The sequence below is a fragment of the Methylophaga sp. UBA3192 genome, from assembly GCA_002363955.1.
GTDB lineage: Bacteria > Pseudomonadota > Gammaproteobacteria > Nitrosococcales > Methylophagaceae > Methylophaga.
The window spans coordinates 466,214-478,705 of record DEXE01000006.1; the positions used below are offsets into that span (position 1 = coordinate 466,214).

The following is a 12,492-nucleotide window of genomic DNA, read 5'->3' on the forward strand; positions in this document are numbered from 1 at the left end:
TTTATATAAAAATAACTGGCACAACCTCTGCAAACAGCATAGTGAATGTATTATTCATAATCGCAAAGAGGTTATTTATGTTAGATACCAGAACCATCGAAATTGTAAAAAGTACCCTGCCGTTACTGGAAAACGCAGGGGTTGAGGTCACTGATCATTTTTATAAACGTATGTTCAGTCATAACCCAGAATTAAAAGATATTTTTAACCTTGCTAATCAGGCGACCGGAAGACAGCAGTTTGCCCTGTTCAGTGCGGTGGCAATGTATGCAAAGCATATAGATGACTTAGGTGCGTTGGGTGAATTGGTTGAAAGAGTGGCGCATAAACATGTCAGTTTTGATATTCAGCCGGATCAATATCAGATTGTCGGACATCATTTGATTGAAACACTGCGTGAGCTGGCACCGGAAGAATTCACTGATGAAGTCGCCGAGGCCTGGGTGGCAGCCTATGGTTTGCTGGCAAAAGTGTTAATTGGCCGTGAGCAGGATATCTACAGTGATTACCAAAACAAAACGGGTGGCTGGACCGGTCCACGTTTATTTGAAGTGAAGGATAAAACGCCGGAATCGGAACTGGTGACCAGCTTTACGTTTGTGCCGGTGGATGGCCGTGAGATTGCCCGTTACCAACCCGGTCAGTATCTGGCGGTGAAAGTAAAACCGGAGCAGGCAGAGAATATTGAAATCAGACAATATTCCATTTCCGATAAATATAATGGTGAAAGTTACCGAATCAGTGTCAAGCGTGAATCTCAGCCAAAAGCAGGCTTGGTTTCCAACTACTTACACGATAAAGTTCAGGTGGGTGATCAGATTGAATTAATGCCACCCACCGGGGATTTTTATCTGGCACATGTGGATAAACCAACCGTATTGATTTCTGCCGGTGTAGGCATTACACCGATGATGGCGATGCTGGAAACACTGCTGGCCAGTCAAACCAGTCAACCTGTCTGGTTTTTACATGCCTGTGAAAATAAACATCAGCACTCCTATGCTAATCAGTTAAAAAGCCAGGCAGATCAATTGGATAAACTGCATTACTATTACTGGTATAAACAGGATGATTCTGATGATGAAAAGGCCCTGAGCGGTTTAATGCAATTAGATCGGCTGCAATTTGAGTTGCCATTAACGGATGGTCATTTTTACCTCTGTGGTCCGGTTGAATTTATGCGTTTTGCCAAACAGCAGCTAACTGATTTAGGGGTTCCGGCCGAGCAACTTCACTATGAAGTGTTTGGTCCGCATAGTGATATTTAACAGTTAATCAGGTGGAGAGCGAACGCCTGCTCTCCACTTTTCTGCTTTTTAAAAAGAACATCTTGACGCAATCTTCATCTGCATTGGCGTAAAAGCATTCTGTACTGATAACAGGATGCATCATGAAAAATATCTATACTGCAATACTATTTGGTGGAATGTGGCTGTTTCCCTTATCCACTTATGCGGAATCTCCAGGCGATACCAAAGTATGTGAAGAATGGGCCAGTAAAGCCGGTTCCTATATGTTGTTCAGGCAGATGAATACGCCAATTTATGAAGCCATGGAAAATGCCATGGGCAATGTCACTCGTGGCTTATTGCTCAGTGCGTATCAGCAACCCGTTGCGGAAACCAATGAAGGGAAGCAGCAAGCCATAGATAATTTTAAAAATCAGACTTATGGAGACTGCATTTCACAAATGGAATAAGTTTTAAAATTCATATTCCAGCAAGGCTCGCCAATTGGTATCGGCAGTTTTGGATGATAATCCAGTAAGCACACCCACTTCCCAATGCAGTTTTTTGCCTGGAGATAGACTGATATCCCCCAGAAAAACCGGCCCCAGAGCACGGGTATCTTCACCCGCATAAAATTCAATGGCAGGTTCAAAATAGCGGGAATGCCTGTAGCGTGTTTGTAATGACAAAGCGGTTTCAAACTCACTTTCCTGAGTTTGTCCCCATTCATATTTAAGCCAGAAGTTTGCCGTACCCACCCATCGGCCCCACGCTTTCAAACCAATTAATCCTGCAGACACTTCCCAGTTATTATCATCACGTTGTCGTTCAAGTTCGGTAATCAATCCCCAGTCAATATCATATTCACCTTGTTCTGTGAGTTGCCAGAGCGCTTCAACTTCAAATGCTTGCAAGCGAAAGTCATTATTCTGGTTATCTTCGCCGATCAAATAACCTTCAATAAACAGACGATCCGTCAGACTTTTGCCTATACCCAGTCGTTGAACCTGTTTTCCGTCAGAGTCCGTCATTCGCCATTCAATTTCACGTTCCAGCGGTTGAACATAGGGAGAATAGACTTTATCGACCGGATTACCGTCAGCATAGCTGGCTGATGCGATGAGGATTAAAAAAACAAAGGTGATTCGAAGATTAATCATGTTGAATAGACCTGGAAAATCGTCCGGAAACAATAACAATCAGCATCAGTAACAAGCTTGTCAGATAAACCAGAATCTGACTCCATGTTGGCGTCGCTTCATAGGCCATCAAGGCATACAGTAACTGACCAGGTAAGGAATGTTCGCTGATAAGATGAGAGCTGTCCCACACGGGATTTGATGATGCCAGCCAGTCCGCCTGAATCAGAAACTGGGTGGCCTGAGACATCATGCTGCTACCTACAATCACAACCAGAATACAGATACATTTGGCTGCGGGAGCGGGCTTTAAAGCAATCATCAGGTGATATAGAAAGATACCGCAGCTGACGCCAATACCTAATCCAATCAAACTGCCTGACAATACAGATTGCATTAAAAAGTGGTCACTGCGAAAGCCGGAAATATATAACATGATTTCGGCACTTTCCCGGCTAATGGCCAGAATGATAGCTGTCATCATCATGCCTTTGACCAGTTGATTGGGTAAATTAATATCCCTTGATATAAGCCATAAAAAAACCGTCAGACAACAATAGATACCTATGTGAATAGCGGTATTGGTTATTTCCTGACCAACCCCTTCCAGCCAGTTTGAAACTTCCGGTAAGAAATACGCATACGTGGCACCGGCAATCAGACCCAGCAGAATGGCCTTGATCAAAAAGCGACGTGATTGCTGGCTAACCGTGGTAAATGCCATAAACAGACTGACCACCATCGCCGCCTCAAGTACTTCCCGTAACACCAGAATGACGCTATTAAGCAGCATGGTTATTTACCATCTTCTTTGACAATGATTCTGCCCTGAGCTGTTTTGGGGAAGAATTCTCCAAAAAACGGATAAACGCCAGGTTTTAAGGGCCCAATAAAAATAATTGCCTGGGTATTTCCCGGAATGACCTTTTCGCGATTGAGTTCATAACTCTCAAACTCTTCGGGTGTCGCATCCTGGTTTTTAACCAGTAATTTCACCTTGGTATTGGCTGGGATAACCAATTCATCGGGATAGAACAGATGATCTTTTATCACTATTTCAAAAACCGGAGGTGCTGCATAACTATTTAATGAAATCATAAAGATAGCTATGCATGTCAATAATTTTTTCATCATTTATTCAACGCTGCGGGAAAATCAATCACGACCTTAAGGCCGCTTTCAAATGCTGAATTGGTAAGTTTGATATCAGCATGGTGCATTTCAATAATATGTTGAACAATAGCCAGTCCCAGACCGCAACCGGGTAATTGCAGATCACTGTTTTCGTTCTGGTAGCGATAAAACCGGTCAAAAATCCGCTCATACTGGTCTGCTGGAATGCCCGGTCCATCATCCTCAACAATTAAACGCACGCCTTTTTCAGTTGGGTGAACTTGAATCAGAATATGTCCGTTTGCTGGAGCGTATTTACTGGCGTTATTCAGCAGATTCTGTAGCAGTGTTTCCAATGCGAAAACATGACCTTGCATCATCGCGGATTCACCTATTAATTCAACATGCTGCTGTCTTTTTTCAAATTGCTGATAATCCCGTGCAATCACATCGCTGGTTATTTTATATAAATCGATTGATTCATCCTTAGCGGCAATTTGCTCTGGCGCAGTGCGATAGAGCATCAGGATCTGATTCACCAGATGGCCCATTCTATCGACAGACGCTTGCATAAGTTGCCAATCTTCGCTGTCATCACCATAGGTTTGTCGCAGGTTATGTAAATGTATTTGAAGAGCACTGATAGGGGTACGTAATTCATGTGCTGCATCTGCAGCAAATCGTTGTTCACGTTGAAAACTCTGATCAAGTCGCCAGAATAGCTGATTTATAATTTTGACCAATTGGCTCATTTCAATTGGCAGATCTGCCAGTTGAATTGGCTTTAAATCATCCGCCTGTTTGCTGGCAAGTTGTCTGGAAAGATTTTTCAGAGGTTTCAAACCCGTGCCAATTAACCACCAGATTAAAATAGCCGCGATAACAATGCCGAAAAAAGCCGGCAAAATGGTGGCTAATACGATATCTTCTGCCATAGAACTGCGAACATCGCTCCGCTCTCCGACGATAATCCACCGTTGAAGCTGTGGATCCGGATAGACATAGTTATGCCAGCGAAAGCCGTTAAAATTAACGTCGTAAAAGCCTTTTTTAAAGGGGCTGAGTGCAATATGTGGCGCGGTACTCGAACGAGTTAACAGTTGACCCTTAGCATCCCATATTTGAAAAAACAAATAATCACTGGTGGGGCTTTGAGCCGAATCAGAAGTGGTTTGAGCAACATTTGCTGATGCAATTAATTCAGCGGTGTTAACCAACCGTTCATCAAATAAATCTTGTGCGGTTTCGATACTGGACTGGTAGCCTTTCAGTAATGACACAAACATCACCAATATTAGTGTGGCGACTAATATCAGCAGTAAATATAATCGAATAGATTTCATGTGTTGCTAATTTGATAACCTACTCCGCGAATGGTTTTAATAAACCCTTCCGGAAGTTTTTTGCGTAAATGATGCACATGTACCTCAATAGCATTACTGGCCACTTCTTCACCCCAGCTATAGAGCCTGGATTCCAAACTGTCCCGGGTCTGGACCCGTCCAGCGTTCTCCATCAGGATTTTCAGCAACATAAATTCACGCCGTGGTAATTCAACCAATGCGTTATCAACATTCAGCTGCATGGTTTTGCTGTCCAGGATGACGGAGCCTATCTGTAATGCCGCGTGTTGCTTACTGCTTAATCGACGTTCAAAAACCCTTAATCTGGCGAGCAGCTCATCAATATCAAATGGCTTGGCCAGGTAATCATCGGCACCCGCATCCAGTCCAATAACCCGATCATTAATACTCCCGCGTGCTGTTAACACCAGTATCGGTAAGGCGGCATTAATCTTGCGGATTTCGGCAAGTACAGCTGTGCCATCCATATCCGGTAACCCCAAGTCCAGAATCACAATATCTGGCGGGGTGGTTTTAATACTATTAATTCCCTGACGCCCCAGACTCAGATGATTTACGGTAAACCGATCTTGGCGCAGCGAGCGGATAAGGCCTTGCGCCAATGACAGATCATCTTCAATGAGCAGTATTTGCATGGGTTTGGTCATTCATATGTTTATTGGCTTCAGCCAGTGCTTTATCGATTTCCATTAAACGCCCTTTATCAGCCAGTGGTCTATCAGCTCTGGGAGACGCTTTTTTAGCAAATAACAAATACGATTCAGCTTGTTTATAGTGTTTTTTATCCATTAAAAACAAGGCATAAAAATAATTACTATCAATACCTTGTGGGTTTAATCTCAGAGCATTTTTTAATAGTTTTTCTGCGGTGGTTTTATCCCCGAAGCCCAACGGCCAACCTGGTACCTTGTAATACAAGGTGCCCAACGTAGTATAGGCCGAACCATTCAAGGCCTGTTCATCAATTTCAATGGCTTTTTCCAAATCAGCTTTGGCTGTTTTGGCCATGGATAACGCGCCAAGCCCCCCTTTTATCCCGGCATAACTGGCATAGATAATCCCCCGCCAGATTAATACGTCTGGCTGTTGTGGCGATTGTTTTTTAATTTCATCAGCCTTTGCTGTTAATAACTCAAATGCGTCAATCTGCTGTTTGTCTGTTAATTCATAATTGGCATGTTCCCAGGCCGATTGCAAAGGCAATGCTTCAGGCGAGATCGCCTGAGCGGATAAACTGAACATTCCAAATACCACACTGTAAAGAATGACATAACCTTTTTTCATTTTGCTGCTCCTGTCCAATAACGCTGAATCACGGGAAGTTTTTTGGCTAAGCCTTGATCCACCCAATGACTATTAATTGAATTCAGCCAACCGAAAAAGCGTTCCGGCCAGCCTAAAAACTGCTCATTGCGATGTGTTTGCTGAAAAAAGTCGATGAACTGTTTTGCGACGGTTTCAACTTTATCGCTATGATTACCCAGCGCTTTATTCATGGCTGTCACATTGGCATCATTCATCGCGGTGCTAATGGTGCGTGGTGCAAACAAACGTACCTTGATGGTGGTATCTGCTAATTCACGACGCATCGCTTCGGTAAAACCTCGCAACCCAAATTTACAGGCACTGTAGACACTGAACCCCGGAAAGCCGAGTCGGCTGAATGCCGAGCCGATATTGATGATCTGAGCGTTATCCGCTTTTGCCAGGATGGGAAGTAATAATCGTGTCAACTCGATAGGTACCAGCAAGTTCGTCATAAGCATTTGTTGCACAGTAGTTTCGTTCATCTCTTTGAGAGGGGCGAAATGATTGTTGGCAGCATTGTTAATCAATGCATCAATGCCAGCGGGAAATTGCTGGCAATAGGAAAGCACAGCCTGACGACCATGACTGGTGGTCAAATCGCTGGCGACACAATGGTGCTGACCACCCAATGTTCGATTAAGCTGCTCCAATTGAAGATGATTCCGTCCGCAAAGAACCAATACAACACCTTGGGCAGACAACACTTTGGCCAGTGCTGAACCCAGACCACCGGTTGCCCCTGTTAAAACGATCGTAATTGGTTTTGAATTCAGTGGCGTATTCATAGCGTGAGACTCCGGAAAATATCGCCATACAACTGATAAAACATTTTTGCGCTGTGAATTATCTGCTGTTGTGCCAATGGATCGTCTATTCGGTTCATCAACCCCTCGAAGAACTTCACATGTTCCTGATCCAGCGCACCATGCGAACGTAAATAACTAAAGGCTTTGTCAGGTAAAAACAACGCATTCTGAATCGCTGTCGCGGCATTATCTGCGGTAGCAATACTGGTGCCCTCAAGGACATGCACCATGCCAAAAAATCCCAGTGGGTTAACTCGAAAAACGGTATCGTAGGCATAGGCCACCATCACCTCGGTGGCAGGATTGGGAGGACTGTTTCGCACCAATTCCTTATCGTGACCACAAGCAGCGATATCATTCAGGATCCACTCCTGATGCCCCAGCTCTTCCTCAATATATTCGGCAACGGCTTCACGCAACCACTCGTATTGCTCTGGCAATTGCGATCCAACGGCCATCAGTAACGGCACGGTATGTTTTACATGATGATAGGCCTGGGTCAGAAAGGCGATATACAGATCCAGCGTTACTTCCCCACGCATTGTTTGTTCGATAATCGGGGCAGAAAACAAATGTTGTCGTTCAACATCTGTCTGCTGGCAGAGGGTGTCAAAAAATCCCATATTGTGGCTCCTGGTAGATGGATTCCAATTCATTTTGCAACAAAGAAAAAATTTGATTGCGCCGTGGTCGGCCATTGGCTGTGAGCAGACCAGCTTTCGCTGTCATTGGCTGTTTAACCCGCAGCCATTTGATAATTTGTGCGTAGGCAGGCAGCTTGTGATTGACCTTTAATAGCCAATGTTCAAGTTCGACATCGCTTAAACGGGTATAAATCAATGCCGTGCAGTACGGTTTCGCATCACCAAATAAAACGCATTGCAGGATTTCCGGGTGTGCCAAAACCTCGCTTTCCACCCACTCAGGATTAATATTTCGGCCATAACTGGAAATCAGCAGCTGTTTTTTACGGCCATGAATGACTAAAAATCCATCCTGATCCAGATAGCCCATATCTCCGGTAGATACTCTATTTTGTTGAGGTGAGTTGATGCCGATATATCCCAGGAAAGCATTGCCAGTGACCATGATTTCACCCTCTTCAATCTGGATGTCGACATGTGGCAATAGCTTGCCCGCTGTTCCAGGCTTGTCTTGTACTGGTGTGTTGAGACTGACTACTGAGCTGCACTCTGACAAGCCATAGCCTTCATACACTGGCAGCCCAAACTGGCGAGCACGTTCAATCAGTTCGCTGGCAACCCGGCTTCCCCCCACAGCAATAAACCGTAAGGATCCTGGTGGTTGCCAACCCTGCTCAGCTGCCAGGACTAAAGCTGATAATAATTCCGGAACCAGAATCAGACTTTCTGGCTGGTAATAGGAAAGTGTGGTGAGTAATTGATAAAGCTTGCCTGACAGGCTGCCGGAAAAGCCGGTTTCCTTCATGCCGAGTAATATGACTTCTCCACCACTTAATAAGGGTGTGTAAAGTCCGGCAATGTTTTCCAGCAATGTACTTAATGGCAGTAATGCCATATGCCGTACATTTTGCATTTGCAGTACGCTTAATAAACTCTGACTGACCTGGTATTGATTGTCATTACTCAGGCAGACTCCTTTTGGATCGGCTGTTGATCCTGAGGTGAAGGTAATCTTTGCTGTGCCTGCAGGTAATGTGATGTAAGACTTACCTCGACAGGCCGTAAAGCGCATCATCAGACTGTTCACAAAATGGCTTTCAGCCAGAACATCGGCGTCTATCGTTAAAGGGCGATCATGAACCAGCCCAACAGCACCAGCACTCTGCAAGGCATGTTGTAGCTGATCCGGGGTAAAAAATAATGGCAAAGGCAATAAAATAATACCGGCGCGTTGTGCGGCCAGATCCATGATCAACCATTGCAAGCTGTTATCTGCCAGTAATCCGATAACCTGATGTTGATATTCCATTAATTCTGCAGCGACTGATTCAACCTGCTGCATCAATTGCTGCCGCGTCAGTTGCTGAAGACCATCCCCCACACATATTTTGTCGGGCTGCTCTGTTGCCAGCATTTCCAGAGATTGTAAAATTTTGCTGCTCATTTACGGATCATCCTGGCGGTGTTATGGACAAAATCTTTATGGGTATCCAATAGCGATTGAATGACATGATGTTGTAGCAAATGCTCGATTGCTGACGGCAGATTGCCGGCAAGAACGACGGGGTGATGAGAGTAATAACTTCCCCACTGCTGAGTTTTATCAATCAGTAGTTGAGGATCGGCTTCGCCTAAAGTGAATGTTGTGAGCTGTAGCCGGGCGATGAGATGTCGGACCTGACGTGTTGCGGTAAACACAACCCACTGATAATCGGCCTGATGCAATACGGCTGCCAGCAAAATAAATAATAATGGACTGCCACTGTTGAAACTGGCAGCCAGATTACCGATTTCCACAATGTCCGAACGACTGGTTTGAATACCATTCAGTTTCAGTGTTTTTTCGATGGGGTATGCAAGATACTGTTCAAGAAACAATGGTTGCTGCTGAACCGGTTGGAAACCAATCGCCGAATCAATTACATCATTCATCTGACTGGCAATAAAATACGGTAAAAAATGCTGTATTTCAGCGCCAAAAGTCTGATTAAAACGCTCGCTGATAAAGGCTTGCACCGCTATATGTTCAATTGACTGATTATCAATTAAAGACAGTGATTTATGCGGAAACAACAAACGTTGTTGCCAATGTCTCGCTGCGGAGGGTGTCGAACTATTTAATTTGGTGGCTTCCATAAATCATCTCCTGATGTTTATGGTTGCCTAGAGTAAAGCCCGTTACTTAAGAAAAACTTAAGCTATTTTTTAATGCATTCAGGTTTAAGAAAAATATAAAAAAAGCCTGAAAACTATCTGACTGAAAGTTTTCAGGCCTATACATTTATATCCTGTTTAAGGAGTCAAGTCAGTTCGACCCAGCGGCATATCATAGCGTTGTTCCCGATATAACCAGGATGGCAATAAAACATGTGACAGCGCTTTGCGTTCATCTGCCGTTGATGCCGGTCCTACAATTTCCAGTTGACGGGACTTCGGTGAGTAATAGCCTTCAAGTGCAGAATTTTGCGGCCTGAGTACCGTTACTTTTTCACCGTGCATCAGAGCGAAATAATCAGCGAACTGCATCAACGCACGACCGGTGGACTGCTGTTCACTGTCTAGACTTAAATCACGTCCAATCATCGGCGTTTCGGCATTGACTCCCATTAATGACAATAAGGTTGGTGCCATATCAATCTGACTGGCAACGGTAGAAATGCTCCGTGGCTTTATATCGGCACCTAAAATTAAACCGGGAATTTGAAAACGTTCAATGGGCACGAGTGCATCGCCATAAACGTTTAAATCATGATCAGCAATCACCAGAAATAAGGTGTTGTCCCAGTAATCACTCTGCATCGCCTTATCAAAAAACTGCCCTAGCGCATAATCGGCATATTTCACCGCATTGGTATTACTTTGTTTGACAGGGTTATCCAGTTCAATACGGCCATCGGGAAATTCATAAGGCGAATGATTACTCGAGGTAAATACCAGACTGAAATAAGGCTGACCCTGGGCATTTTTTTGTTGAATCTGCTGGTGCGCTTTATCCAGTAAATCCTCATCAGATACACCCCAACTTCCAGTAAAAACCGCATGTGGGTAATCATGTTGATCAATGACCGATTCAAAGCCATTGCCAATAAAGAAACTCGCCATATTGTCAAAGTGTGACTCACCACCATAGATAAACTCGGTGAAATAGCCTTGCTGTTTGAGTAAACCGGCAATGGTAAAAAAGTTTTGTTGAGACAGCGAAAGCTTAACCACACTGCGAGCTGGCGTCGGCAAATAGCCACTGATTACCGCCTCAATACCTCTTACTGAGCGAGTGCCCGTGGCATAAAGCTGTTCAAACCACCAACCTTTTTGTTTGAGGCGTTCAAGTTCCGGGGTGACGGCATATTCACCGCCAAGAGACTCAACAAACGTTGCCCCCATACTTTCTTGCAGAATAATCACCAGATTGAGTGGTTTATCCCGTTTTACCGTTGCCTGCCGGGTATTTAAGGTTGGAAATTTACTTTTACTGTCTATACCAATCCACGGGTAGCTTTCATGTATTTCAGCCATTATGGCTTCATTAGACATTGTGCCGTAGACCTCAGCAGCATTTGATTCGTGCTGCATATTGTAAATAGCAAAATACACTGACCAGGCGGAGTTAAGCATAAGACTATTCACCATCGCATCCGGTGTCAGAGCAAAGCTGGACGGATTGGCAGGCCGATGACCAACAGACGATCGAATCATTAAAACAAGTACGATGATCAACAACGGCCAGGTAAGCCATAATTTCCAAAGCGGCCAGGGCCTTTGAGTGTTATTCAACCAACGTTGCAATAACTTAACGGCAAGACATCCTGATACGACGGTCAGTAAGAGTCCTGTCACTAAAGGCATTCGAAAACCGTGCCATAAGGTCGCAAACACTTCACGGGGATATTTCAGATATTCTACAAATAACCGGTTGGGACGCAGATCATACTGACTGATAAAAGCAGGAGTGGATGCTTCCATAAAGCTGATAATGACAATAACCATTACGCCCCAAACGAGCACCAGATTTTGCCAAAATTTCCAGCCAGGTCGATTTGCCAGTAAGGGCAGTCCGAGCGCTAATGGCGCGAGTAACATCCCCAGCATAATCAAATCGGCACGAATGCCTTGCCAGAAAATAGTGGGGAGTGAGGCAGCTGTTGTCACCCTCTCCCACTGCCACACCACTAAGCCAAGACGCGATAAACTCAGAATCACTAAGCCCGTCAGCAGCAGCTGAATAAATATCAAATAAGGGCCAAAAAAAGACTGTAATTTTGACATCATCAGCCCCGTCCTACTAATGGCCACAGAATAGTCAGCCAAGTCGCCAGAGCAATAATAATGGCAATAAAGACCGCCAGAGAACCATAATCCTTCGCTCGACCAGACAGCTGATGGTGTTCGGTGCTGATGCGATCAACGGTACATTCAATCGCTGAGTTCAGTGCTTCAACCATCACCACTAGCAATAAAACCGTGATCATGGCCAGTCGTTCAACTGGTGATACATCGAAAAAGAAACTTCCAATACCCGCAGTTAATAACAGCAGAAAGGCTTGTCGAAAAGCGGTTTCATAACGCAGTGCGGCGAAAAGCCCCTGCATTGAATAACCAAAAGCATAAAACAGCCGTTTGCATCCAGTTTGTTTTTCCACAAAATTGCCCCATTACTCAAAATGAGGCTAATGCTACGCCGCCAATACTTAACTAAACCTTACGGAATTGAATTTTGTTTGATTCGTCAGTCTTTTTGTTTTGCAGCTTGTCAAGATGTGAACAGTACTTGTTAAAAGGTGGCTTTATGAAATCCAAACTAACTTTCTGGCACTATCTGGTGATGGGTATTATTGCCTTTGGTTTTATTGATGTTAGGGCTTGTTGATCTTTCATCTCCGCTTCTGTTG

14 protein-coding genes are annotated in these 12,492 nt (G+C 44.3%); 2 read left to right on the forward strand and 12 right to left on the reverse strand.

The window, feature by feature from the left end:
* Positions 1-77: 77 nt before the first annotated feature.
* Together hmpA and B2337_RS09270 are read left to right on the forward strand one after the other, a co-directional pair.
* Complete coding sequence (gene hmpA / locus B2337_RS09265) at positions 78-1,268, forward strand: NO-inducible flavohemoprotein (protein WP_292415062.1); 1,191 nt, start codon at positions 78-80, stop codon at positions 1,266-1,268.
* A gap of 122 nt (positions 1,269-1,390) precedes the next feature.
* The gene (locus tag B2337_RS09270) at positions 1,391-1,699 is read left to right on the forward strand and encodes a hypothetical protein (protein WP_292415063.1); all 309 of its coding nucleotides are present in this window, start codon (positions 1,391-1,393) and stop codon (positions 1,697-1,699) included.
* 3 nt (positions 1,700-1,702) lie between these two features.
* Here the strand turns inward: B2337_RS09270 and B2337_RS09275 are convergent, their stop codons facing one another.
* The 12 genes from B2337_RS09275 to B2337_RS09330 form a co-directional block, all read right to left on the reverse strand.
* Entirely contained in the window at positions 1,703-2,389 is a 687-nt protein-coding gene (locus B2337_RS09275) for a hypothetical protein (RefSeq protein ID WP_292415064.1), read from the reverse strand.
* Complete coding sequence (locus B2337_RS09280; RefSeq protein WP_292415065.1) at positions 2,382-3,161, reverse strand: FTR1 family protein; 780 nt, start codon at positions 3,159-3,161, stop codon at positions 2,382-2,384. Before B2337_RS09280 ends, B2337_RS09275 begins: the two co-directional genes overlap by 8 nt.
* 2 nt (positions 3,162-3,163) lie before the next feature.
* Positions 3,164-3,466 (reverse strand): cupredoxin domain-containing protein, encoded by a 303-nt coding sequence (locus tag B2337_RS09285; RefSeq protein ID WP_292415066.1) that lies wholly within the window; start codon positions 3,464-3,466, stop codon positions 3,164-3,166.
* A 32-nt stretch (positions 3,467-3,498) separates the two neighbouring features.
* Complete coding sequence (locus B2337_RS09290; RefSeq protein WP_292415067.1) at positions 3,499-4,824, reverse strand: sensor histidine kinase; 1,326 nt, start codon at positions 4,822-4,824, stop codon at positions 3,499-3,501.
* Positions 4,821-5,480 carry a response regulator gene (locus tag B2337_RS09295; RefSeq protein WP_292415068.1) on the reverse strand — a complete coding sequence of 220 codons (660 nt, stop codon included), beginning with the start codon at positions 5,478-5,480 and terminating at the stop codon, positions 4,821-4,823. The genes B2337_RS09290 and B2337_RS09295 overlap by 4 nt, the downstream gene beginning before the upstream one ends.
* Positions 5,461-6,129 carry a tetratricopeptide repeat protein gene (locus B2337_RS09300; protein WP_292415070.1) on the reverse strand — a complete coding sequence of 223 codons (669 nt, stop codon included), beginning with the start codon at positions 6,127-6,129 and terminating at the stop codon, positions 5,461-5,463. The genes B2337_RS09295 and B2337_RS09300 overlap by 20 nt, the downstream gene beginning before the upstream one ends.
* Positions 6,126-6,938, reverse strand: a complete 813-nt coding sequence (locus tag B2337_RS09305; protein ID WP_292415071.1) for an SDR family oxidoreductase — start codon at positions 6,936-6,938, stop codon at positions 6,126-6,128. Before B2337_RS09305 ends, B2337_RS09300 begins: the two co-directional genes overlap by 4 nt.
* Positions 6,935-7,582, reverse strand: coding sequence for a TenA family transcriptional regulator (locus B2337_RS09310; protein ID WP_292415072.1), 648 nt, complete (start codon positions 7,580-7,582; stop codon positions 6,935-6,937). Before B2337_RS09310 ends, B2337_RS09305 begins: the two co-directional genes overlap by 4 nt.
* A complete protein-coding gene (locus tag B2337_RS09315) occupies positions 7,569-9,047 on the reverse strand; it encodes an AMP-binding protein (protein WP_292415073.1) in 1,479 nt (492 codons plus the stop codon). Before B2337_RS09315 ends, B2337_RS09310 begins: the two co-directional genes overlap by 14 nt.
* Positions 9,044-9,739 carry a thermostable hemolysin gene (locus B2337_RS09320; RefSeq protein WP_292415074.1) on the reverse strand — a complete coding sequence of 232 codons (696 nt, stop codon included), beginning with the start codon at positions 9,737-9,739 and terminating at the stop codon, positions 9,044-9,046. Before B2337_RS09320 ends, B2337_RS09315 begins: the two co-directional genes overlap by 4 nt.
* Before the next feature lie 156 nt (positions 9,740-9,895).
* A complete protein-coding gene (locus tag B2337_RS09325; protein ID WP_292415075.1) occupies positions 9,896-11,872 on the reverse strand; it encodes an LTA synthase family protein in 1,977 nt (658 codons plus the stop codon).
* Entirely contained in the window at positions 11,872-12,243 is a 372-nt protein-coding gene (locus B2337_RS09330) for a diacylglycerol kinase (protein WP_292359436.1), read from the reverse strand. Before B2337_RS09330 ends, B2337_RS09325 begins: the two co-directional genes overlap by 1 nt.
* Between the last annotated feature and the right edge of the window lie 249 nt (positions 12,244-12,492).

What these genes read in the sequence shown, in the direction of transcription:
- B2337_RS09275 (WP_292415064.1), bottom strand. Translation starts at nt 2,389, where the DNA reads ATGATTAATCTTCGAATCACCTTTGTTTTTTTAATCCTCATCGCATCA.
- hmpA (WP_292415062.1), top strand. Translation starts at nt 78, where the DNA reads ATGTTAGATACCAGAACCATCGAAATTGTAAAAAGTACCCTGCCGTTA.
- B2337_RS09300 (WP_292415070.1), bottom strand. Translation starts at nt 6,129, where the DNA reads ATGAAAAAAGGTTATGTCATTCTTTACAGTGTGGTATTTGGAATGTTC.
- B2337_RS09305 (WP_292415071.1), bottom strand. Translation starts at nt 6,938, where the DNA reads ATGAATACGCCACTGAATTCAAAACCAATTACGATCGTTTTAACAGGG.
- B2337_RS09285 (WP_292415066.1), bottom strand. Translation starts at nt 3,466, where the DNA reads ATGATTTCATTAAATAGTTATGCAGCACCTCCGGTTTTTGAAATAGTG.
- B2337_RS09315 (WP_292415073.1), bottom strand. Translation starts at nt 9,047, where the DNA reads ATGAGCAGCAAAATTTTACAATCTCTGGAAATGCTGGCAACAGAGCAG.
- B2337_RS09320 (WP_292415074.1), bottom strand. Translation starts at nt 9,739, where the DNA reads ATGGAAGCCACCAAATTAAATAGTTCGACACCCTCCGCAGCGAGACAT.
- B2337_RS09325 (WP_292415075.1), bottom strand. Translation starts at nt 11,872, where the DNA reads ATGATGTCAAAATTACAGTCTTTTTTTGGCCCTTATTTGATATTTATT.
- B2337_RS09295 (WP_292415068.1), bottom strand. Translation starts at nt 5,480, where the DNA reads ATGCAAATACTGCTCATTGAAGATGATCTGTCATTGGCGCAAGGCCTT.
- B2337_RS09290 (WP_292415067.1), bottom strand. Translation starts at nt 4,824, where the DNA reads ATGAAATCTATTCGATTATATTTACTGCTGATATTAGTCGCCACACTA.
- B2337_RS09310 (WP_292415072.1), bottom strand. Translation starts at nt 7,582, where the DNA reads ATGGGATTTTTTGACACCCTCTGCCAGCAGACAGATGTTGAACGACAA.
- B2337_RS09270 (WP_292415063.1), top strand. Translation starts at nt 1,391, where the DNA reads ATGAAAAATATCTATACTGCAATACTATTTGGTGGAATGTGGCTGTTT.
- B2337_RS09280 (WP_292415065.1), bottom strand. Translation starts at nt 3,161, where the DNA reads ATGCTGCTTAATAGCGTCATTCTGGTGTTACGGGAAGTACTTGAGGCG.